Annotated in this window: 18 protein-coding genes and 2 pseudogenes; 1 reads left to right on the forward strand and 19 read right to left on the reverse strand. The window is 45.8% G+C overall.

The window, feature by feature from the left end:
- Positions 1 to 325: 325 nt before the first annotated feature.
- From IDZ20_RS13165 to IDZ20_RS13255, 19 genes and pseudogenes are all read right to left on the reverse strand, one after another.
- Positions 326 to 865 (reverse strand): DUF924 family protein, encoded by a 540-nt coding sequence (locus IDZ20_RS13165; protein ID WP_188151888.1) that lies wholly within the window; start codon positions 863 to 865, stop codon positions 326 to 328.
- A gap of 94 nt (positions 866 to 959) precedes the next feature.
- Complete coding sequence (locus tag IDZ20_RS13170; protein WP_188151889.1) at positions 960 to 1,949, reverse strand: NAD(P)-dependent alcohol dehydrogenase; 990 nt, start codon at positions 1,947 to 1,949, stop codon at positions 960 to 962.
- Positions 1,950 to 2,113: 164 nt separating this feature from the next.
- On the reverse strand, positions 2,114 to 2,605 hold the full coding sequence (locus IDZ20_RS13175; protein ID WP_188151890.1) for a hypothetical protein: 492 nt from the start codon (positions 2,603 to 2,605) through the stop codon (positions 2,114 to 2,116).
- A gap of 102 nt (positions 2,606 to 2,707) precedes the next feature.
- Positions 2,708 to 3,187 carry a hypothetical protein gene (locus IDZ20_RS13180; protein ID WP_188151891.1) on the reverse strand — a complete coding sequence of 160 codons (480 nt, stop codon included), beginning with the start codon at positions 3,185 to 3,187 and terminating at the stop codon, positions 2,708 to 2,710.
- Position 3,188: 1 nt separating this feature from the next.
- Positions 3,189 to 3,761, reverse strand: coding sequence for a hypothetical protein (locus IDZ20_RS13185; protein WP_188151892.1), 573 nt, complete (start codon positions 3,759 to 3,761; stop codon positions 3,189 to 3,191).
- 238 nt (positions 3,762 to 3,999) lie between these two features.
- Positions 4,000 to 4,623: a glycine-rich domain-containing protein gene (locus IDZ20_RS13190; protein WP_188151893.1), complete on the reverse strand. Its 624-nt coding sequence runs from the start codon at positions 4,621 to 4,623 to the stop codon at positions 4,000 to 4,002.
- Positions 4,616 to 4,837 (reverse strand): hypothetical protein, encoded by a 222-nt coding sequence (locus tag IDZ20_RS13195; protein WP_188151894.1) that lies wholly within the window; start codon positions 4,835 to 4,837, stop codon positions 4,616 to 4,618. The genes IDZ20_RS13190 and IDZ20_RS13195 overlap by 8 nt, the downstream gene beginning before the upstream one ends.
- Positions 4,838 to 4,988: 151 nt before the next feature.
- Positions 4,989 to 5,306 carry a hypothetical protein gene (locus IDZ20_RS13200; RefSeq protein ID WP_188151895.1) on the reverse strand — a complete coding sequence of 106 codons (318 nt, stop codon included), beginning with the start codon at positions 5,304 to 5,306 and terminating at the stop codon, positions 4,989 to 4,991.
- Positions 5,307 to 5,712: 406 nt separating this feature from the next.
- Entirely contained in the window at positions 5,713 to 6,819 is a 1,107-nt protein-coding gene (locus tag IDZ20_RS13205; RefSeq protein ID WP_188151896.1) for a cellulose-binding protein, read from the reverse strand.
- On the reverse strand, positions 6,816 to 7,418 hold the full coding sequence (locus IDZ20_RS13210; RefSeq protein ID WP_245792323.1) for a hypothetical protein: 603 nt from the start codon (positions 7,416 to 7,418) through the stop codon (positions 6,816 to 6,818). Before IDZ20_RS13210 ends, IDZ20_RS13205 begins: the two co-directional genes overlap by 4 nt.
- 261 nt (positions 7,419 to 7,679) lie before the next feature.
- A complete protein-coding gene (locus IDZ20_RS13215) occupies positions 7,680 to 8,105 on the reverse strand; it encodes a hypothetical protein (RefSeq protein ID WP_188151897.1) in 426 nt (141 codons plus the stop codon).
- A 1,106-nt stretch (positions 8,106 to 9,211) separates the two neighbouring features.
- Positions 9,212 to 11,185, reverse strand: a pseudogene (locus tag IDZ20_RS13220) (DUF2075 domain-containing protein).
- Positions 11,182 to 11,550, reverse strand: a complete 369-nt coding sequence (locus IDZ20_RS13225) for a T6SS amidase immunity protein Tai4 family protein (RefSeq protein ID WP_188151898.1) — start codon at positions 11,548 to 11,550, stop codon at positions 11,182 to 11,184. Before IDZ20_RS13225 ends, IDZ20_RS13220 begins: the two are co-directional and overlap by 4 nt.
- Positions 11,535 to 11,804: pseudogene (locus IDZ20_RS16530) on the reverse strand (T6SS effector amidase Tae4 family protein); the annotation flags it as partial. The gene IDZ20_RS13225 and the pseudogene IDZ20_RS16530, both read right to left, overlap by 16 nt.
- Before the next feature lie 256 nt (positions 11,805 to 12,060).
- Positions 12,061 to 15,825 (reverse strand): thrombospondin type 3 repeat-containing protein, encoded by a 3,765-nt coding sequence (locus IDZ20_RS16445; RefSeq protein ID WP_188151899.1) that lies wholly within the window; start codon positions 15,823 to 15,825, stop codon positions 12,061 to 12,063.
- A 257-nt stretch (positions 15,826 to 16,082) separates the two neighbouring features.
- Positions 16,083 to 17,819 (reverse strand): hypothetical protein, encoded by a 1,737-nt coding sequence (locus tag IDZ20_RS13240; RefSeq protein ID WP_188151900.1) that lies wholly within the window; start codon positions 17,817 to 17,819, stop codon positions 16,083 to 16,085.
- Between the two features lie 153 nt (positions 17,820 to 17,972).
- Positions 17,973 to 19,694, reverse strand: a complete 1,722-nt coding sequence (locus tag IDZ20_RS13245) for a hypothetical protein (RefSeq protein WP_188151901.1) — start codon at positions 19,692 to 19,694, stop codon at positions 17,973 to 17,975.
- A 38-nt stretch (positions 19,695 to 19,732) separates the two neighbouring features.
- A complete protein-coding gene (locus IDZ20_RS13250; protein WP_188151902.1) occupies positions 19,733 to 20,665 on the reverse strand; it encodes a LysR family transcriptional regulator in 933 nt (310 codons plus the stop codon).
- Positions 20,666 to 20,789: 124 nt separating this feature from the next.
- Positions 20,790 to 21,182, reverse strand: a complete 393-nt coding sequence (locus IDZ20_RS13255; RefSeq protein ID WP_188151903.1) for a hypothetical protein — start codon at positions 21,180 to 21,182, stop codon at positions 20,790 to 20,792.
- Positions 21,183 to 21,562: 380 nt separating this feature from the next.
- Between IDZ20_RS13255 and IDZ20_RS13260 the strand changes: the two genes are divergently transcribed.
- On the forward strand, positions 21,563 to 22,273 hold the full coding sequence (locus IDZ20_RS13260; protein WP_188151904.1) for a hypothetical protein: 711 nt from the start codon (positions 21,563 to 21,565) through the stop codon (positions 22,271 to 22,273).
- The last annotated feature ends 7 nt before the right edge of the window (positions 22,274 to 22,280 follow it).

Genomic DNA, 22,280 nt, shown 5'->3' on the forward strand with positions numbered 1-22,280 from the left:
TAAGCTCCGCAACATATTTTTGACGCATCAATTAATCTGATTTATAAATAGCCGGTATTGTCCTCCTCTATATTTACGAAGTAAATTCATTTAGCAGGGATTCGAACATGAAACTTGCGACGCCAACTAGACCTGTTATAGCTTGATAAATTAGTGTATTTAAAATTATCGATATCTATGGACATCGCGTTAGTGTCTGCTCTATTTTATAAATGAGTGTGTGCGGGAGGGGAATCGATGGTAGGGAAATCACTTTTAGATCCTACATGAACTTACTAGGCCTAGCTGAACAAGGTTCTATACACCCTTTTTTTCGTCGAACAAGTTAAAAACCAGACCCAGGCTTTAATAGAAACGCTTTCTCCGCTGGCGTTGATTTTCGCCCAAGCACTTCGTTTCTATGGGGATAGCGACCAAACTTATCAATTATCGCTTTGTGCCTAAGCTCAAAATCCAGATTAGATTTTATCCCAAGTTTAGTAAATAGTGTGACGGCCTCTACGTGAACAATTGGAGACTCGCTATGCATAAATGGCATATACAAAAAGCTTCTTTGCTCCGCACTTAATTCAGAGTCAAAACCGTTTGATATTGAAAATTGCGATAACGCCAAAGCAAGCGGATCAAAAAGAAACGATTCAGGCTTACCTCTATACATATTTCGGGAAAACTGATCTAACACTATAATCTCGGCAAGACTACCCAGCGCGCCTGAACGCCATGTCCATAGTTCGCCGCGAGCGGCTTTTACATGAATTTCAGAAAACCTTGAACGAATGTCTTGATCAAATATTTCATCCTTCGCGAACCATTTACTCTTATCAATTTCGGAAAACCAAAATTCGATTATATCGTTGGAGGTCATACTTACTCCTAAGAATTTAACAGTCGCTACAACCGAGGCGGGAAGCTGTATTACTTGTAGAACTATTCGTAATACCCTCTTGCTCTAAGTACACTCAGCCTACGTTGTTTAGGTGTGTAGCGATTACAACAATACCTAACCGCTGTTCTTTTTCAACGCGTTGATGCGCTTCCACTACTTGCTCCATCGAGTAGATTTTATCTAAAGCGGGTTTTATTTTTTCCGCGTTAATCATGTCTTTTAGAGCGAGCAACTCTTCCTCTTTTTCACCTGCGAAGGCAAAAAATACAGACCTATCGGAAAACTTCGATGTTAGAAAAGACCTTAACATATCGGATATACGCGGGTTCCCCATCAAATATCGCCCAGTGGGGCTAAGCACTTTCATGAATCGGGAGTAGGAACTTTTGGCGACCATGTTAAAAATTACATCGTAGCTTTCGCCGCTATAGGTAATATCTCGCTTCGTGTAATCGATGAAATGGTCGGCACCGATACTGCGAAGCATATCTTCTTTAATAGGGCTATCAACTGCCGTCACCTCTGCGCCCATTAACTTCGCAATTTGAACCGCAAAGGTTCCAATGCTGCCTCCAGCACCATTGATTAAAACCTTTTCTCCTGAACGAACATTCGCTTTTCTCATAAAATGAAGGGCATTTAACCCGCCTAGCGGTACCGCCGCAGCCTCTTCAAAGCTTATATTGCGTGGCTTTTCTACAATAGTGTAGTGCGCGGGCAAACAGATATATTCAGCATAAGCACCCATCTTAAGTTGCGCCGCACCAAACACTTGGTCTCCCGCCTTAAACCTAGAAACGTCTTTGCCAATAGCTTCAACTTCACCCGAAAAATAACCGCCCAATATTGGTCGCCTTGGCGCTCGTACTCCCATCGCCAGCCGCAAGGGCAACCAAAACCACTTTACCGCGTAGTTAAAACTACGCATTTCACAGTCGCCCTTGGTTACCTCAGCCGCACGTACTCTTATTAAGACTTCGTCATCACCGGGGCACGGCTTTTGCACTTCTTCAACTTGGAGAACCTCAGGAGGCCCGTATTTTTTATATACCACTGCTTTCATAGATATCCTTGTTGGCTGCCCTTAATGACTAATAAACACGCGCTGAAAAGCGAGACCTGCTGCAATTAGTATTGTTAATTATCACAATTCAGCTGATGATGAGCGAAGCTTCTGTTCCCGTCTTAGTTGTAATAATTTATTAGAATACAAAAACCGCTAAAAATTTACTCTGTTGATAAAGCGGCTGAGGATTCCTCGATTGATTTAGCGCTTAGCATAACTCTTAAAACACCATTGTCGACATCTAAATCGGGATTATTCCCCACGGCCATATCCGTATATGTATTCAAATTAAACTCAATTATTGCACTGTCTATAGCTGTAGATTCCAACCACTTAACATCGGTTATCTCGCCTACATCGGTTAAGCGATATATATTGAACTCAGGGTATTCATCGAAAGTCGACACACTTAAATAGTATTGGTACTGGCAAACAGCGTGCGCTTCTACAAAGCAGCTTTCATTATATATCGGCGAACTGAACAGGCGTACTAGCAATTGCTTGTCGACGCTCTTCGAATACTCGTTAAGCTCAATAATTTCGCCATACGATATTGCTGCTTTAAGGTCGTTATCTAAAGTTGAGCACGACGCTAATAGGGCGACAATTAAAACTACAATGCCTTTCATTCGAGAGATATTATTTAATGGCATAGTATAATTCCGCGGCAGTTCTAGCCGTGCTGACCGAAAAAAATATTTGTTACGCGCGACACTTAAAAATGATCAGAAAAATTCTCCGAATAAAATGTCAGCTTACTCTTCGCAAGTCGGATCTGACTCATAACCAAGATAGTAATAGCCATCCCATATCTTAAACCGATTTTTTTCAACAGAAAAATAGATGCCTTCGGTGGTAGTGCAATATTCAAATGTTAAAGCGGCGGGATTGCCAATATCCACAAAGCCTATAGCCACACCAATCGAGCGCGAGCTTTTAACCGTATAGAAAGAGTACCCCGCTAAAGTATTGACATTTATTCGGTCATCTAAAAGCGCGTAACAATCCTCACCAGACTGCGCTACGCTTATTACACTCGCGGGTACCAATTGATTTTCCATCTCGAAATCAAATACAGTTATTTTTGTATTGCTCGCGAGGTTATCATTTTTTATTGCAAGACAGTTCCCGTGTAGCCACCCAATATTAAGGTCGATGTCAACTTTAGGATTTTTTGTCGGAATAGAACACGAAAACAAAATAGAAATTAACGTAAGTAAGACTAATAGCTTCATGTTACCGTCCATTGTACGACCAGTGTGGTGCGTCTGTTTTTAACTTTTTAACTCCGTAATATTTTCCAATAGAGTGTAATGCAGAGTTCGCGTTAACATTTTGGGTGTAAGCAACCGGAATCTCGCTCCCATCCTTCTTTTTAATCTTAATTACGCCCGCCCACCTAATAGTCATATCAATTGCCTTTCCTGCAATATGATTACTAGATAAAGACGGCGGATTTATACTTCTTGGGGGAACAGCCAAACCGAAGCCAATCACCATTTCCAGAGCCCCAGCCTTACTCTTAGCTAGATCACCGTAATCCCATTTGATATCCACCCCAACCATTTTATTGGCATCGGACGGATTACATTTTGACTGGGATATTTTCCAGCTCCAATGAAATAAGTACGCTCTTTTGTCGCTTCTTTTTGTCGTTGAAACATCAACCGTAGCACCTGCGTCGTTAAGAGCTTTTATGAACGCCTTAATACTGGCCTTAAAAACAGGATCAAGATCGTCTATTTTATTGCTATTTTTGGCGTGCGTATTTGCCCACGTCACCCAATACTTCCCGCTATTATTCGGCATAATTCATCCTTTAAATGTAAAAGCTTATATCTGTATTAGTTGAGCTGCGATGTACTCGTGTGTAGGTAATCTGATAAGAACGCCATTACTTCGTAATTTCGCATAGAAAAAGACTACTCGCAGCGCAAAAACTCACACTTTATGTCATCCATAACATAGGAAATAACTATCTCTACCGCAATAGATTTCAATTAATACTAGCTCATTTGTTTTTATTCTTATTCATCTCCGCGTTTGATCAGTCTCCGCCACAACTACTACCGCAACCAGCGCTACAACCATGACCTCCCCTGCCGCCAGGACCGTCGCTTGATGAGAGCCACTTTATTACTTTGTAAACCACGTAAACACCTACACCCCACTTTATCGCCATCATTATTTTCCCGTCAGACGAAAAGCTGCAGGCGGTTAGAAAAGTAGTTGTAAATAGCGCGAACATGCCATACCTTGCAAGATCTAATCGACTTTTTTTAGATGTTGGCCAATAACGTTCATTCGGTTTCCCGCCAAACTCCCGCTCATACATTAGCAAAGTGTTTTCATACTGTATTTTGTCGGCTTGCTTACTAGCGCTGGTCTGCGATGATGGGATGTGGTGAAAATCGAAACCAAGTACCTCTCGGCAGAAGTCGAGCCAGTAGGATTTAGTGAAAGTCATGTGTAAATGCCATACTTTATCAACTACTGTAGATGGAACAACTCTCGACGGACTAACACTAGCCAACCACACAAATTTTTTGTATTCCGAAAAAGCCTCTTTCGCGTACAACAAAGACCATGAATTTTCCGAAGTCAGTTTATTCCAAAAAATTTCAAAGTCACCATTGCTTTGCACTTCAAACTTTAATAGCTTTTCATCCATAATCGACTCCCTCTTCAATAAACTCTGCACTATCGTCTAAAGAGCATAAACACTTTAGCTCTTCGTAAGCCATTCCCCTACAATCTGAAAAGCCATTATCAACGCATTTGATCATTTCAACCAACCAATCCAAGGCCTTGATATAAGAAGCGGCCTTACCACTACCGTCTTTGTTAGTGGTAAATATATAGTTACTGAAGCTTGATTTGTGCATAGGCTTTCTCGTGAAATGTAATATCTCTCGAGACAAAGAGGACTACCGGAGAATTAAACTTAACACACCAAAGCCCCGACGCTCAACGCATTACAAACCATCACAGAGCACACACATCGATTCAATCAAGAGACTTAGGCCCAGAGACATGTTATTTATTTTTTAAGCTTTCACTGTATTCTATCGTTTCTTGAACGTACACAATATTCCGAACAAACAACCATTGATGGCATGCCGCCTCGCAAACCGTATAGTCTTTAGCTCTAAGATTCTGATCAGCCACGTAATGTATGGCATGAGGCAAGGCAAATAACAAAAAGACACTTCCAATAGCCACGCGAGAGAATATAGACGTTACTCGCTTACTCAACGGCTTCGTTAGCCATTGCTCCCAAATGATGGTAAACGCGAGATCAAGCATACCTATGCCAACACCAAGCATATAGTAAGAGCCTTTATCTACTATCACTAGGCCGCTGCCATTACCTCTAGCAGCAAATTAATACTATAAATAAACCACACAGTTGCACACGCGCCCCCAATAAAAAAACTATTGGGGTAAGAATTCGATTTAATAACGACGGTCTTACTCGATCTTCCATTTATCTAATTCTCGGTATAGGAGATAAGCAATCTTTGATATTATTTTGCACTCAACGTATGGCTAAGGTTCTTGCGGATGACACAGCGTAATCAATAACCTCACTTATAACTTTACTCGTAGTATTTAACGCTTTCTTTTTCTGCTCTTCGAGGTAGCGCTCAGCGTTATCACCCAGCTTATCTAGCCCCGCGACTACACGATCAGTAATACCAAAGCTGTTATCCGAGTACTCTATAGTTCGGCCTTAGATTACGGGACATTATGCAAACAATTACGACCGGAAACCCGGGAAATATATTGCAGGTGTTTTCTTGTCTCTAACCATTGCAAACATAACCTTTGCAAAATCCTTTGGATTACGCTCAAGGAGCGACAAACGATCGATATACTCGCTCAACATATTCTCAACCAGAAAATAGACCATATTGGCACCATTCAATTTGAAGCGCAGAATATTCCATAGTCTTGGGCTGGCAATCTGCAAGCGTCTGCTAGCTTGCGCCGCATTATTGAGGTGCCCCTGAGACCCTAGTAATGTAAGTAAAGATGCTCCCAAACCGCCTTTTAATGGTTTTGTTACCTTGCGAACCTTCACAAGGTCTCGTTTAATTCCAGGTATCTCTGCACTTTGCGCCATCAGCTTCTTTGTGACCACAGATGCAATGGCATAACTGAGTGCTAAGGCCATTCTTTTACCCAACTGTTTGCCAGTAAATCGTTGGCCCGGGTCATTAAGTAAGTTTACTGCCTTGGTTAAATCCTCTTGAGAGGTATGCTCTATAATCCCCATCGACAAAGCCTTAATAACCCATAAAGTGTCCATTTTATCAGGGAATTTTAGTGCCTTTTCTTTCAAGGTATCTTCTATCAACCACTCTGGAAGAACGCTGACATACTCGGAAACCACCGCCATTGCAATCTGCGATATGGGGTTATCCAATAAATTAATTTCAAAGGATACTAACTTCTCCAACACCACACTGGCGAAAGAATATGCAGCATAATTTTCATCACCAACTTTCGCAAAACTCTTTGCACCGGTTGCATGCAAGCCTTCAGCGGTGCGTTGAATACCGCCAGCAAGCCGTTCTACTTGGCCTATAGTCTGGTGTTGAGCGCCGTCGACTAAGCCAGCGAGCGCGGGCGAAATATTATCCAGCGGCTGCAGTAATTCACTTTTTGTGGAATGTCGTTTTAAGGAGCGATAACTGGGCCCATGACACCCGAAGCTGCACTCCTTCCAGACCTTAGCTAATTCTGACCCGCGAATAAAAAAATCTATATTGGAAAAACCTTGTGCTTTTACACCTTTCAAATATCGCTTAACGCCTAGCTCGCTAATTAAGGCACCATCGTAACCAGAGCTTTTCTCGCTCATAAGTTTACTCCTTGTGGATCGAATGAAATTCCATGTAAGAACGGAACAAGATTAGTTGTCGCTTGATACTCAATATCGGCATCGAATAGATGAAACTGAACGAACACTGGGTATGGCTTCGCCTGAAGCTGCAGAATAGTCGCTTCGTTTTTTGTCTCCCCCAAGCCAAGCTTTGTCCAGGTAAGTTTTATGCCCTTATAACCTGCAACACCTACTACCTCTCTCTGAAATTTTTTTACATCCTTACTGCTTCGTAAACGAAGTTGTTGCTCTAGATTATTCGCTAAATCTGGATAAGTACGCTCTTGGCTTTTATAGAAAAACAGTGTAATCCGCGACGCATCTTTTGTTTCAAATGCCACGGTACGGTCTGCGATAACACCAGCCTCATCATGAAGCACAGACCATTCGGCTGGGTAGATTATTTCCAAACCTTTATTATTATAGCGCTCGACAGCTACTGAATAAGCATGAAGGGGAACTTGTACTTTTTCTGGCACCCTTTCCTCACAGGAAGTTAGGCCTGCGAAGCCAGTCAAACATACCGCAAGGAGTATTAAGCGCCGAGCGCTATGTTTCATCGTGAACTCGTTATTCATGGTCGCATTTAAACCTCCGTATTATTTCCATTCGCAGCTCGTCCGACAGTAAGACAGCGGGCTGTTTTACAAACTAATTCTGCTACTTTTTTTTGGGGGGGGGGGCAGTAAAGGAAATGGAGTGGCGGTCCCTTTTGTTGACGAACTGAATAGCCTTATGTACACGTTCTAACATTTTCACTCCCTGTTTCGATTTTACTTATTGCCTAGAGAAATACGCCATCAGATCTAAGTGCATGTTCGAAAGTAGGAATCATACCCCTAGAAACACCGAAGTGAATTCGGCAACAACACCATATCCTGTTTGTCAAGCCCGAACGCAATAGTCGACGACGATATAAATTCACCCGACGAACTGGTTTCGTTAACTACCAACATACAGTCCCAAATATCGATTACTTCATCATTTCGAGACTGATGCTTTGAATCACTACAGCTAGTAGTAACAGTTGTTACATTTTCACTTTCATATGAAGTAGCCAACACACTAGCTAAATGATCTTTTAACTGGATATCTTTCTTATTTAAAGATACTGATACCATATCGCACAGCGGCTCGGTAGAAAGTACAACACTAGCCCCATCAAATAATGAAGCCAATACGCGCTCGCCGGAGGGCTTCTCACTTGTTTGCGCATTGCTTGTACAGCCCAACAAGCATAGTGACGCTATCAAAATATATTTCATATAAAGGTTCCATAGTAGCATTCCACGGTAGTCCCTGCCGTATTGTAAGCACGCGTACACTTTGCAATGTGCGACTACTAAAAACCACATTCGGTGCTGTTTTATTATTTACAATCTATTCCGGTCTTGACAGTTCCTCACTCCGAAAAAAGAGCTACGGAATTTAATAAAGTGAGCACCGCTCCAGGCAAATCCGAAACCATCATTAACCAGCAAAATGGTTCGCCGATAGAACGATCTAGTTTCGCTGTGTTTCCAAGTAATACCATTGTATTTACATACATAAATAAAGGCGGCTGTTCTTGCGCTTATTACTCCTAGAGCGAGGGAAGGCTAATGCCTGCACCACGTTAACAATATCCCAGCCACTCACATACTCAAGCCCTAGCGAATCCTTAGTCTTTTTGTTTTTTCTGAGATTTCGCACCATAACCTGTCCAAAAATCACATTGGGAATGCAGGCTAGTAACATTAATATAAAAACGAAAGCTAAAAGGCTTGAGAAAGTAATCATTTAACGCCTAGCGACTTATATCCCACGTTCACATCAATTTCCCAGCGACCTTCTCACATCACCATAACTGCCGTTATTAATTTTACACTCGGGTCTAGGGTTTCCATATAGTTTAAAGTATTGAAAAAATATATTCCTCTATGTACACCACGCGGCGAGGAGATAAATGGAAGGGAAAAACCCGCTTATCCAACACATCTATTCACCACTCACTACCGTCTATAAAATTAAATGTCATTTTATTAAGCTCTTGCACCTTATATTTTGTGGAAGTACCCGTAAAACACACACCACCGATTGTCGCTGCGTCAATGATATTTAAACTTTTGTCAAGCAGCTGTATATGGAGTATATCTTCGTCGGGTACATCATCGGCCATAAAGACAAGATACTTTCACCTACTCTAAGTCAAAGCTCTAGATAGGCCCCCTTAATCAATTGATCCGTATGCTTTTCAGCTCGTGATATAAGGCTTGTCCCCGAAGGCGTCGAACTGGTGCTGAATTCGTGATCAGTTAATATTTTCATTTATATCACCAAATCATACTTGCGCTAAAGGCTGCTAAAGCGCAACCTATAAAATCGCCTACGGTCAAAAAAGAACCTTAAGCCCAATTTTCGCCAGATAGTTGTAAGTCTCATCATAATATCTTCTAGGCCTAGTTTGGTCCTTATCATTTCCCTCTGGTACAACCACAATCATGCCCTGCCTCGCTCGGGTGAGTAGAACACGATACGCATTTTTCTGGTACATCTGGCGCTCTTCTTTTTTTATCCGTTGCCATTTGTTACCTCTAAAATAAAAATTGCTCCAACCTTATGGTGTGTATCTAAAATCCGCGTCCCAAACCAAGCATGCCCAATCTAACTCTAAGCCCTGAACATGAAATTCGGTCGCCACATCCTCCAAGTAATAAGACGAACGCACATGGTCTTTGCCATCCAAAAACCAATTAACGGGATTAACGGGTGCTTTAACGTGTATACCCAATGGCCGCAGCCGTTCCGCTTGAGAAGAAACAACAATGCCATATCGCTCGGAACCCCTTGCCTGCTCACGTAGCCACTCGCGCCCACGATCTAGATTACGGGTTAATACTATTGGGTAGTTTTCTGATAATTCTTTGAATGTGTCTTGCGCCTGCGACAACTCAAGGTCGAGCAGTTGCTTTACAAAAAGTGAAACGTTCTCGCTACGAAATGAGCGCATTGATGTTTTTAAATGCAATTGAGGAATCACAATTGATCCTTCGATAGAACAGTTGTCGCCGCTTGTATCGCCACCATATTCGCTATCGGTTAACTGGTCCGACGCGTAAATCTTCCAGCGAGGAAAAGACTCTTTAACTGCTTGCAACCAACCAAAGATTCCAGCTTCGCCCTTATTAATCTCCTGACCGCCACCCACCAAACAAACCACAACGGCCCAGTCTTTATGTCTATCCATGCAGGAGATTAAAAATTCAGGCTCGGATTGATCGAAATTTGGCTGCCCCTTTTTCATCTTCATAAAGTCTACGGTTTGGGATTTATCCCAAGCACGTTGCGCCTCATCGAAAAGCGCCACGTGCTCTACCGGTGCTTTTTCAAAATTGGCCAAGCCATCATCACGGAAGTGATGAACGTTTTGAATAAAAGCCTTTACTTCGCTTCGCGCAGCACCAACTTTTATTTTCTCGCCCTTTTCTTTAGCGCGCGCAACCTTATCTCGGGCCAACGCCTCTTGAAGGATTGAAACCAGAGGGCCATTACCTGACAAAAATACACTATACAACTCATCATCTTTGTCGATGTGCGCGGTAGCTATATTCAACCCGACCAAGGTTTTACCGGCGCCGGGCACCCCCGTGACAAAAACAATTGCTTTCTCGTTATTTGCCCTTGAAGAATTAATAATTTCTGCAACCGAGGCAGATGTTTTACTTAAGTTAATCGCGCCAGCATCACTACGGGATATATCGACCACAGAATGCCCATTGTAAAGTGCGAGCGTTGCCTCGATAATCGTTGGCGTGGGTTTGTAACCGCTAGCCTCCCAGTACGTAACGTTAAGAGTGGTGCCCGTAGCTAGTGCTAGAACACGAGAAATAACCTGCTCTAACTGAGCGCCATTACAACAAATCGGCGAAAATAGTTTATCGTTCGGTTGCGAGATTTTAACGCCTGTTTCACCTTTAAACTCCGTCGAAACTAATACCGGCGCCACATATGCATCATGACTGCCTTCATGAAAATTTCGTAAATCGAGTGCATAGTCCGTGACTTGATCACGGTCCGCTCCTAAAAATGAAGATGCTCCCACCTTAAATTCAACCACGAAGATAACAGCACCAATAATGAATAAGACATCAATACGCTTCCCCATTCTTGGGATTGAGTATTCAAAATAGATTTGACCAGTAGAGTTTTTGAGGATCGACTGCAGTAATTCTATCTGCCCTACCCAAGCATCGCGCTGAGTATTTAACAGTGTAAAGTTATGCTCTGCTACCATCTCACCGATAATACGGCTTGGTTGATCAGCACAGAACCTAGCAATAGTCTCTTTGTAATAAGCTCGATTCATTGGTTCAATTCACGATACAAATCATCTAACTCATCACTATTGAATAAGTCTATGCATTTTTTTACATTAAACGTTCCGGGTATAGAGCCCTGATATGTCCGACCAACAAACTCTTGTATAAGCGGTTCAGAACTAATAAACATTTCCACTGGCAAATTTGAGATCTCTAGATATGCACTTGCAGTATTTAATGCATCTTGCTTATCTTGCTCATTTTTCAATGTATAAGTTAAACACCGACTTAAGACCCAACTTTTATAAGTTGATATCTGATCATCCACATTAACCTCATCCTGTTTTGCACCTACACAAGATGCAAGAAGAATGACTAAAGATATCACCGCCAACCTCATATCAAGCTCCAAAGATAACCCTTGTCTGGTACAAACGGTCCATTCTCCGGAGAAGACATATAATGGCACGCATCAGAACAAGTCACGCCATTCCAGAGCGCCACATGTCCTCTTGCATTCGACCACCCACTACCAGAAAATACAATTATTCCCTTTTTACCGTAGAAGTCCGAATATTTCGGTGTCTGTATCGTCATGTCGGGCTTCCCGAATATTTCTTCAAGGTATCGGATCATATCGTTGACTCGATATTTATTTGAACGTGCCCTCCAATTTTTCTCCCTACCTCTCTCACTCCCACATTGACTTCAGAAAATAGAGCCCACGCTCTGATAAAATTTGGTCTTATTACTGCCATAACGAATCTTCCCTAATTTAATATTTTCATAAAAACTCTGATAAAGCGCTCCGGTTTTATACACTTTTTAACAGTGGTTTCCCTTGGGTACAAGGTTTTTATTCACGCCATAAAAAAGCCGAGCTTTCGCTCGGCCTTTTTAACTTGCTAACTTAGTTATTATTTTAAGGTTCGTAAACACTAGTCGCAGCTGGGGCGTTGTTGCCGGGTGTGCCTAGTGCAAAGCTGTTGTCGCTATTGCTTAGTAGCACTGCGGTTGGTTGTACGTATATGCCGTAGTTCCAGCCACCTATTCCTGCGGTTGCGCCTTGGCCGTTACCGGCGTTGCCGGTGGTTAGGGTGTTGTTGCTTAGGTCTGCGGAGGTGTCGCCAAGTAATACGATTGCTGCTGTTGGGCCGCCAGAGCCGCCGCCGCCTATGCCGCCATTTCCACCTGGGCCACCGGTGCCGCCGTTTCCACCTTTGCGGCCGCCGCTGTCGTAGCCGGTGCCACCGCCACCGCCGTCGCCGCCGGTTCCGCCAGAACCACCTAAGCCGCCACGGCCACCGGCTGCACTATTAAGTGTGGAGTCGGTAATGGTTAAGTAGTTTACGTCTATTACGCTTACCGCAAACGAGCCACCTGCACCACGTGCGCCTTTGCCGCCAGTACCACCGGCGCCACCTTCGCCGCCACCGCCACCACCGCCACCGTTGTTGGTGTCTATGCCGTTGCCGCTACCACCGCCGCCACCGCCAGCGCCGCCGCTTCCTGTGCCGCCGGTGCCGCCGTGTAGTGGAATGATTGCGCCGTTGCTATCAAAGCTGTCGGCCATGTCGGCATTGCTGCCGCCGCTGCCGCTTGCTGCGCGGGTATACACGGTGCCGCCGCTGCCGGCGGAAGTCCATTTACAGGTTAGCCAGTCTAGGCTTGCGGAACCAGCCGAGCCTGCGCTGCCGCCGCTTACGCTGCCACTTGCACCACCGGTGCCGCCTTTGGCTCCACCGGTACAAGCAACTAGGCCTGAGGTTGCTTTACCACCAGCACCACCGGTTTTGCCGTTGCCATTGCCGGTGCCGCCGCTACCGCCGTTTATGCCGCTGCCATTGCTACCTTTTTTGCCAGTTGCGCCTTTGCTGCCAGGTGTACCTTTAGCGCCATCGGCCCCTTTACCGGCGGTTAGTGTGCTGGAGCGAATATCTAGCTCTATTAGGTTGTTGGCTCTTACCGCGAAGCTGCTGCCGGCAATGTAGCTATCGCTTCCACTGCTGAGTAGGTCTGGGTTTATGGTGAGATCGGACCCGGTTAGGTAGACGCGGTCTAGCACGACTTCTGCGCTGTTGAATAGGTCTAACGCGGCGGACGATTTACTGCCGTCTACAGGTGCAACGCTGGTTACGCTTACGCCGCTATACCACACTTGGCCAACCGAGTCGGCTTGGCTTATGGCGATGGGTTGTTGCACAACGATGGGGGTTACTTGGGTTACGGCATCGCGTCGCCAGTTGTTGTCGAAGCCACCAAATAAGCTGGTGTCTGCGGGTAGCACTAGTGTGGTTAGGCTGCTGTAAACGCCGCCGTTGTCAGGTGTGTTGAGGTAAATATCACCGCCGTCTGCGGTTACAATTTCTATCGCTTTAGCGAGGGTTTTAAGGGGCGAGTCGGGCGTGCCGATGTTGTTAAAGTCGTGTCCTGTGTCTGGGTCTACAAACCAGGCGCTATCGGCATTTTTGGCGACTACAACGGTTACGGTATCGCTTGCGACGAGGTTTTGTGTGGTGTCGGTTACGTCTACTTCAAACTCTAAGGTTGTAACTTGGCTGGGTGTGGCGAAGGTTACCGCAGGGCTATTAGGTAAGGAGCCAACTGACACGCCGTGGGTTTGTGTCCACCGGTAGGTTAGTGCGCTGGCACTGGAGTAGTTTTCGGCTTCTACTCGCATGGTGATATTGGTGGCCATGCTTTCGAGGCGGTTATCGCCGGCATCTACAATTAACTCGCCCATTGGGTTGGTGCAGGCGTCGTATTCGGCGCTGTCGCTTAGGCCGTCGTCGTCGCTATCACTTAGTAATGGGTTTGCGCGCACGTAAACTAGGTTGTCGCCTTCATCACAGGGGCTTGCGGTTAGGTTGGTGCGCCAGCCGTAAAGCTCAAAGGCATCGTCTAGGCCGTCGTCGTCGCTGTCGGCTTTGTTGATGTCGGTTCCGTTTAAGTATTCCATGCGGTCGCTTAGGCCGTCCAGGTCGGTATCGGTTATGTACACCAAGTGCAGTACGTCACCTTTGCGGATAACAATGTCGCTGGCGTTGTAGCTGTCGCTAAGTATGTTGTACAAAACCGAATCGGTTGTGCCGGATGGTGAACCTACGGGGGTAAAGGTGTGGGCAACCATCCAATAGCTGTTGGTGTTGCTGTTGGCGGCAATGTTGCGTACCGATGTTAGGCCGGTGTGCTGGCTTTGGCCGCTAAAGGTAAAGTCGTTAAAACCGTATTGAATGTTTAGGTGGTTTTCCATTAGCTGACTAAACGAGAGGCTGTCGGTGTTACCTGTGTCTATGGCTACGTGGTAGGTTTCGTTGTTTAGGTTGCCGTAGTCGCCGTAATCGATTATGACTTCTGCGGTGCGCGTGCGAATATTTTGTGCGGCGTGGTTTAAATCTAAATCGGTACGTTTGCCGGTAATCGAAATATTTACCGGTTTTAGAACCAGCTGATTAGAGCCTTCTAAAATTCGACTAATTTCGTCTGGGTTATCTACGGCTGTGTATTCAAAATTAAACGGGGTGAGTTTGTCGTTGCTTAGGTTTTGTTGTGGCCCCAGTGGTGTTGGGGTAAAGCTAAGCTCGCCATCGTGGCGTAAGGTTCCTACCGAAATTAAATCGCCGGGCTTTTTGGGGTTAACCATGTAGGCGGCAATTTCCATATTGTTTAGGGTGTAACTGATGTCGCCGTCGTTGGCTAAACCCAGCAGCACTTTAATTTCACCACCTTTGCTGGTTACGGTTTCGGTGTTGATGGTTTCGTAGTACTGGCTGCTTTCTTGGCGATTTGTGGCTACGGTGGTTTCGTCCCAGTAGCTGGTGTCGGTAGTGGTGTCGTTATGTTGGTATTCATAACTAGCCTCTACTTTACCGGTGGTAATCGGGCCGCTTTTTTTCACTTCGCCGTTTACACCTACGGTGTGTTGCTCTTCTACGCGATGTGTATTGGTGCGGCCGCGCGAGGTGGTTACTTCCACTTCGGCGCTGTCGGCGTTGCTCATACCGCGAGAAACAGTGCCCGACTCGGTTGTAGTCGCCAACAGCTGAATAACCGGCGTGCCCATTTGCTGCATAAAGATGCGCGGCACATCGGCGACTAAGGGGTTAAAGCGTAAGTGGTTGCCGCCAAAGCGGTCCCAGTTGTCGACTTCTTCTTTATCGATAAAACCGTCGCCGTCAGTGTCTTGTACTAGTGGGTTGGTGCCGTATTGTGCTTCTAGCACATCAGAAAGGCCATCTGCATCCGAGTCGTCGGCAGTGGGTGTTGCACAGCTTACGTTTACGTTGGTAACTGCCGCTGTTGCTGTGCCATTGGCTGAAGCCACGCTACAAATTTGGTTGGGGCCAAGTGGCTGGGTTTTGATGGTTACGTTGTAGCTTGCGCCTTCGGTAATTTCGCTGGCGAATACAAAGGCGTTGTTGCCGGTAATGGTTAAATCGCTGCCGCCATTTAATTGCAATACCAAGCCTGCCCCCTGCAAACCCGAAGTTGCGCCGCCAATGGTGTAGCTGTTGGTGCCGCCACTCGTGCTTGAACTAGAACTGCTTGAACTAGAACTGCTTGAACTGGAACTACTAGAACTTGAGCTAGAACTGCCGCCACCGTCGCTAGTTCCACCCCCGCCGCCACCGCAGCCGGTTATGATCCCTGAAAGCAGCAAGGCTGCTGTGAGTGTTTTAATATCCATTTTCGCTCTCCATGTAATATCGCGCTGTGCAAAACGCGTTGCTATAAAGCCATTGATTAAGTGCGTTAATAACTTAACGTGTAGGTGAATTGGTTCGATGGCGATTTTATGGAGAGACTGTTTGGCGGGGAAATTATCAGATTTGATTCATACTATCAGCTGCGGTAATTGATTTTTTTGTTATTGTTTTTCAATTGCTTACGCCATCCTTGGCGCGAATTACAACAGTATTATTTGTTGTTATTTAAGCTATCACGTTAACTAATAGGTTCTGCAATGCCGTAGTCGCAGCCTTCTGGAAATTGCCATTGGCTATTTAGGCAGAAGCTGCAGTCGCCTTGAGCACGATCTAAATGCGGGGCACTAGGGTTACTGATGAGCGGGCTGCGCTGGTGTTCGTCTACTAAAGCCTGCTCAATAAGTTGATAGGGGTTTATATAGTAGGTCATTAAGCCGTGCCAAAACTCAGGCGAAAGTTGTGCTTGTAGCTCGGTATTTTCCGCCGAAAAGAATACACAGGTGGTCGATCTGCCAGGTTTAATTTCGACTTTGTTTTGCTGCAGGGTTTCTATATCCACCTTAAATTGCTGAGCGAAGTCGGCCCATACGGCTTTGGGGATTTGGCTTTGGGTATCAAAGTTGTCGCCATACGAAAAGTGCGGCGTAACAATGATGCGCGATTCTACCCGCTCGCCAGAGCCATCGCCTTTCGGCCAAGAAATAGTGTGGCGGTTATTACTGGTTTCTTTTAACAGTTCAAACACATCGCCCTGTTCTGGGCTTATATCAATTTCACCACCAATGCTTTTAAAGCCTTCGCTAAACATGGTTAGCGAGCTGGTGCTAACAATTAATACAACACGCGGCTGGCTTTGTATCAGTTGGTCCAGCATGTAGCGGTTACTGTTCACGCATTTGTGGCTAATCCATTCGGTAGGAATATTGTAGCGCGCGCCCCAACCGGGCGATGCGCAGCCAACCATGTCGTGCATGCTGACATCCTCCCCCATTGTAAGCTTGCAGTCGCTAAACCCTTGGCTGGCAAAATAGCTGTTTAGGTTGTGTAAAACCGGTTGCAGGCGTTCGTAGTAGCCGGTGGGGTTGGCGTAAACCGAAAGGCTTTTGCCTGGCTCGGATTTAACTTTTGCGGCAATCAAATCGCCTTTATTTAAGCTGTAATAAGGCACGGGGCGAGCGAGGTTTTCTACCGATTGTGACGTTTCAGTTATTTGGCTAGTGGCAATCAATTCGGGGGTATTAAGCTCGGCGGCATAAAATTCGGCGGTTTGAACTTCGCCGGCTTCACTGGGGGTTAATTTTGTTACGGCAGGAATTTCCCCAGTTGTTAAATCGTCCGAAGGGGCAACTAAGCCCAAAAAGTTGTCGTCTTTATTGGCGAAGATCATTAGGCGTTCTTCTGGCATCCAAGCGTATTCTTCTTGGCCAAGTAGTTCGCCGGTATTAAGGTCGCGAAAGATTAAACTCAGCCAGCGATGGGTGTCGCTGCGCGCGATTTCTACGCTGCAATCAAACTCGGCACGAATTTCCGAACCGGGAATAATCTGTTGTTCCATTACATTTAGGTCAAAGCTTTCTTGGTAAATGGTCGCGTGACGATAATAGTAGGCGTAGGTTGCCGGGTCGGAAAAGTGTGGGTAAGCCCAGGTAGTGGATTTTGCGCTGGCGAAAAAGGCTGTCATGTTTGGGTTTATACCAATGGTCATAATGGGAGCTTTTCTACACCCCCGCAGCACAGCGGGCTCGACACGCTTGTCGGGGTTTTGGCTTACATCGGTCCACAGTACCGGCGCATTAGAACCTTCAACAGCCGCGCTTGGGCCATCTTTTATCGCTTTCGGGTATTTTTCTACCCAGTCGAACGAGGGGTATGGGCCGTAGGGTGGTACAGCGCCCCAAAACCAACTGCAGTCGGTACAGCTTTTTACTTTTGCTATTAGCTCTACTTCTATTGAGTTATCGCTTTGAGTCGCCACGGTTTTCTCCCTTTTAGGCTTTTTATAAGGCTTTTAACTGGCTCTTTTGAAAATTCTTATTGTTGTGTTTTTACCATCTACTTTTTAATTGCTACTTATTTATAGTGGCTTATTTATAGTGACCCGTAAAAAACCATCTGTTTTTTTATTCGCCTAACAAGGCTGGCGTAGGGAAAACTCGCGAAAAACAATTTCGTTTGACGGTGCAGGTTTTACCTTTGCCCAATGCTTAGCGGCTAAGCGTAGGAAGCAATCTTCCGGCATGCTCGATACCAACATACTGCCAGAACATACCCATTCTTGATTGTGGCCATCGCGGTAGTAGCTGTTAAAAACAGTACCGCTACGCACTAAGCGTAAATAACCTGTGGCGTAGACATCCGGCAGTACGGCTTTGCTGCCATCGCCAACGCCTCGGCCGTATTTGTTATACATATTTACCGACGATGCCTCCCAGGCTTTATCGGGGTTTGGCTTTACATCTGGATCGTCGGTTTTTTGGTCAACACCAATTTTGGTAAGGTTGTAGCTGTTGTTCCAACCGCAACGAAAGGCATCGTTTTGATCGCGCTCGCTACTGGCGTAGGGCGGCGCGCCGTGAACATCAAAGGTGAGGTTTACGTTGCGGGTATTGAGTTTACTGTTGTTCATGTTGTGGTAGCCGGGGTCGATAGCGATAGCGGCTAGCTCAAAAGTTGTAGCTTGGTGGGGGTTGAGCACGGCAAAGGCCACGCTTGCATCGAAGTCGCCATTCAGTGGCAGAGTTAACATGGCGGCACCACCGGAATACTGTTTGCCTTCGGCAATACGAATAATAAAACCGTCGTGTACGCTAAGTTCAGTTTCTTGATTAATATGGGAGTAACCCGCTCGCCAGTAATTTAAATTTAACTCGCGGCCGGCAAAGTCTTCGCTAAAGGTTTCGGCCCGCGGGCGCAAGCGTTCCACAGTTGGCAGAACCCCCATAGTTAAGTAGCCCATTATTATTAAGCTGTAACGTGCCAAGGCCTTAACCGCTGCGGGGCTGGGAGCATAGGGCATTGTTGTGCTTTGAATATACCAATGTAGGTTAGCCTTTTCGGCTACGGCGCTTAAGGTTGCTAAATCTGTTCGGTTAAGTTGCATTAACTGTTCGATATTAACCAACAGCGCCTTGGCACCAACTTCCACAAGAACCTTAACAATTGCCGCAGTCACTTTTAACTCACCGGCGTTAATAATAATCGCGCTTTCCGGCAGGGTTTGTTTCGCTGCGGGGTTTGAACTTGCACCCAGCAAATACCGACACTGTTTTTCGCTGGCAATAACTTTACAGCGATGTACTAAGCCAAATTGGCCTAGTTGCGCCACCAGGTTTTGCGCAAGCTGTTCTATTTCGGGGTAGTCGTCATTTGGCAGCTGCAATAATAATTCGGCCCTGCGACCAAACATTGTTAGGGCATCTTCTAACAATAAAAAACGCAGTGCGGCTCTATCTTTAAGTTTGGTACTTTTCTTTACTTCTTCGGGTAGACGCAGGGCTCGCCACGGGGTGTCGTCGCCGCGAACACCTGTTGCTTGGCCGCGCTCGTCTAACTGCGTTGAACGAAAGCTGTAACCCGCATCGAGTTGTTGTAGCTCTCTCAATTGAAGCTGGCTCACACAGACGTCGTCGCCGCAATAATCCTGTAATTGGTTTGCCGGGGCGCAAACGAGTTCGCCAGTTTTGGTGGCGAAGATTTTAAGGTGCAGCCCATCAGCTCCAGCACCAAGTGCCGACCAGCAGGATTCAACGGTGCTTGCGGCGTGTGCCCAGCAGTCTCCGTTAGAGCCGTAAATTTTTAGTTGAGCTAGAGGGCTAGCATCAGTAGAGCCAAACACTGAGTGATGACGCATAGGTGGTCCTTTATAGGAGAAAATTTACGGCTGTAGTTTTAATGATCGGTATTTTGCATATCCATAAACCACTGCACCACGGTAGAAACGCGAGTTGGCAGTTCTGGGCTGTTACGGGAAACAATGTGAATGCGATTTAGCAGTGCGCCTTTTTGCTCATCTTGGTAAACGTGAAGTTTGCCATCATCAACAAGGTGTTGTACGCAATGCCGTGGGAATACGGCTATGCCCAAACCACCGGCTACCATATGGATAGCGCCTTCGATGCTGTTAATTTCACCGGCGTGATGCAGCGAGCGGTTGCTAATGTGTTTGGATTCCGGCATAAAAAAGTTTACCCAGTAATTAAAGTAAACACCCATGCCGGGGTAATTAATATAGCTGCGCTGCAAAAGGTTGTCTGAGCTTAGGTCTTCCACATCGGCGGCAGTCGCGCTAACCAGAATATATTCTTCGTCGCAAAAATCGCGATAGCTTAATAGTGGGTGCTCAACCTTTTCGGTTACAAAACCAAAATCAATTTTGCCATCGATTACCAAGGGTAGAATTTCATCGTTGGGCAGCAGCTGTACATTCAGTTCAAGTGATGGGTACTGCAAACGGCGCTCTAACAGCATTGGGAAGTGCGGCGACAACAAACAACTCGGCGGCATGGCGTAACCGACAATGCCCTCAACTAGCTTGCGTTCTTTATGCATGCTATCCATAAGCTTGGCTATGGAGTCGTTATAGGTTCGAATATAAGCCAGCAGGGTTTTGCCTTCGATGGTGAGCATTGTCGCTTTGCTGCTGCGCATAAATAGCGCTACACCTAGCTGCTCTTCCAGTTTGGAGATGTGTTGGCTGATGCCACTTTGCGTCATTGCCGCTTCGGTAGCGGCGAGGGAAAAGTTTTCGTATTCTGCAGCGGCTACGAATGCTTTGAAATATCTAGGGTCGAGTTTAAGAAAGTCTAGATTTGCGAGGTTCATAAGCCAGCTCCAATTTAGTTGTCGCGTTCTTCAACGCGACCTAGGATACCGCCAAGACTTCCCGAACCTCAAGACCAAGTTGCAGAGTTTCTGCCCATCGGGGCCGATAAGTGGGTATTTAATCTCAATATTCGTGATTTGCCGATAAACGCGAGACCGCCGCAAGGGCGTGGGCGCCAACAAGGTCTTCAACGCTGAAACATACATCGAGGCGATTAAAGCTGGTGAGAGAGATTTCCAGGGTATCTAGGCTGTTTAACCACACATCCATCTCGTCGCCACGTTTGTGTACAGCACCGCAAAAGGATTGCTCTGGCACTAACGGAATCGGATTTACGCGTAATCCAATGAGTACATTGTTTCGAAGATTTCCGAATTCGACGGCGCGAGTTTCTCCCGCTTGTATCTCGGCGTTAACGGAACCGTAGATACGTGAAACATCATTTCCGGCTTGAATATATAACGTTATCAACAGCGGCATTGCTGTTTGATTACTAATAAAACGGGTATTGATCAAACCGCCCTCCTACTGCTCGTATATCCTAGGTTTAAAAACCTTAGGTGGGTGAAACGTCCTTGTTCTGTCAACGTCCCTGTTGCGAAAACGTCCATGCCCTGCAAACGTCCTTGCTCTGAAACACTCCTGTGTTCACGGAGGTGAATATAAAGCTCTGACGGGAAGAAGCCTAATTATCAATTGAGATACCCTCCATCAAAATTGATAATTGCACTCTATTAATAAGGAAGGTATTAATTAACGAGACGAGTTGAATTGCCGTAATAAAATTTTGCAGAATACGTCGAACAGCCAACGGCACCAGTGCCGCAACCTAACCGGACCTAAATGTGAACAGAGCTGACTTCAGTGGTATACGCGTATGGCGGGGCTTTCGAGCGATGTCGCTATTAAATAAACGTGATGAGTTCGATATAAAAATTACAGAGATCTTTATATCGCAGACGGTGCAGCAAATGACACCGTTAGGTTTGCAGGCCTATTTTCCACTGCTTGTGCCGGCCGAATCAAATCCCCCGCCCACGAAAAAGCCTTTGCCGGACGAAATTGCCTTGGTGGTATACCCATCGAAAACGCAATACGACAAGGCGACCAAGACATCGGTCGCCGGTAAAGCCTATGGTTTGCTACATGCAACCGTCTTTAATTTTGATAAAAGTGCGGCGTTACCTGCAAGTCAAAGCGATGCGCCCTTGGCATGGCAAAGCCACGCAAAAACCTGGCAGTGGGATCAATCCTACCAATTACTTAATAAGCCTGTGGACTGGCATAAAGGCGAAACCTGGGTGTATTTGGCACGCCATGACGGGAGCCTTCGTCAGCAATTAAGAGCAACGATAGCGCGCTGGAGGCGTAAGCATGGCCGCTATATCAATGCTGCAATAGTCGCGGTGAGCAAAGACTATGTTATCTACTGGGAAAACCGGCCAAGCGGAAGCAACCAACATAGCTTTGTAGCCCAACTCGAAAACCTGACGACACAGACTGCGGTTCATTCTCAAGCGAAAATAATGATTGCCGACCCACTGTTCACTATGCCGGCAACTACGCCAAGTATAACGTCAGGTAAGCTTTTCGATTTGCGTTTGTAGCGCTAGA

The organism is Teredinibacter waterburyi, assembly GCF_001922985.1.
In the GTDB taxonomy this organism is placed as follows: domain Bacteria; phylum Pseudomonadota; class Gammaproteobacteria; order Pseudomonadales; family Cellvibrionaceae; genus Teredinibacter; species Teredinibacter waterburyi.

What these genes read in the sequence shown, in the direction of transcription:
- IDZ20_RS13195 (WP_188151894.1), bottom strand. Translation starts at nt 4,837, where the DNA reads ATGCACAAATCAAGCTTCAGTAACTATATATTTACCACTAACAAAGAC.
- IDZ20_RS13185 (WP_188151892.1), bottom strand. Translation starts at nt 3,761, where the DNA reads ATGCCGAATAATAGCGGGAAGTATTGGGTGACGTGGGCAAATACGCAC.
- IDZ20_RS13250 (WP_188151902.1), bottom strand. Translation starts at nt 20,665, where the DNA reads ATGAACCTCGCAAATCTAGACTTTCTTAAACTCGACCCTAGATATTTC.
- IDZ20_RS13215 (WP_188151897.1), bottom strand. Translation starts at nt 8,105, where the DNA reads ATGAAATATATTTTGATAGCGTCACTATGCTTGTTGGGCTGTACAAGC.
- IDZ20_RS13245 (WP_188151901.1), bottom strand. Translation starts at nt 19,694, where the DNA reads ATGCGTCATCACTCAGTGTTTGGCTCTACTGATGCTAGCCCTCTAGCT.
- IDZ20_RS13205 (WP_188151896.1), bottom strand. Translation starts at nt 6,819, where the DNA reads ATGAGCGAGAAAAGCTCTGGTTACGATGGTGCCTTAATTAGCGAGCTA.
- IDZ20_RS13260 (WP_188151904.1), top strand. Translation starts at nt 21,563, where the DNA reads ATGTCGCTATTAAATAAACGTGATGAGTTCGATATAAAAATTACAGAG.
- IDZ20_RS13210 (WP_245792323.1), bottom strand. Translation starts at nt 7,418, where the DNA reads ATGAATAACGAGTTCACGATGAAACATAGCGCTCGGCGCTTAATACTC.
- IDZ20_RS13180 (WP_188151891.1), bottom strand. Translation starts at nt 3,187, where the DNA reads ATGAAGCTATTAGTCTTACTTACGTTAATTTCTATTTTGTTTTCGTGT.
- IDZ20_RS13190 (WP_188151893.1), bottom strand. Translation starts at nt 4,623, where the DNA reads ATGGATGAAAAGCTATTAAAGTTTGAAGTGCAAAGCAATGGTGACTTT.
- IDZ20_RS13165 (WP_188151888.1), bottom strand. Translation starts at nt 865, where the DNA reads ATGACCTCCAACGATATAATCGAATTTTGGTTTTCCGAAATTGATAAG.
- IDZ20_RS13170 (WP_188151889.1), bottom strand. Translation starts at nt 1,949, where the DNA reads ATGAAAGCAGTGGTATATAAAAAATACGGGCCTCCTGAGGTTCTCCAA.
- IDZ20_RS16445 (WP_188151899.1), bottom strand. Translation starts at nt 15,825, where the DNA reads ATGGATATTAAAACACTCACAGCAGCCTTGCTGCTTTCAGGGATCATA.
- IDZ20_RS13175 (WP_188151890.1), bottom strand. Translation starts at nt 2,605, where the DNA reads ATGCCATTAAATAATATCTCTCGAATGAAAGGCATTGTAGTTTTAATT.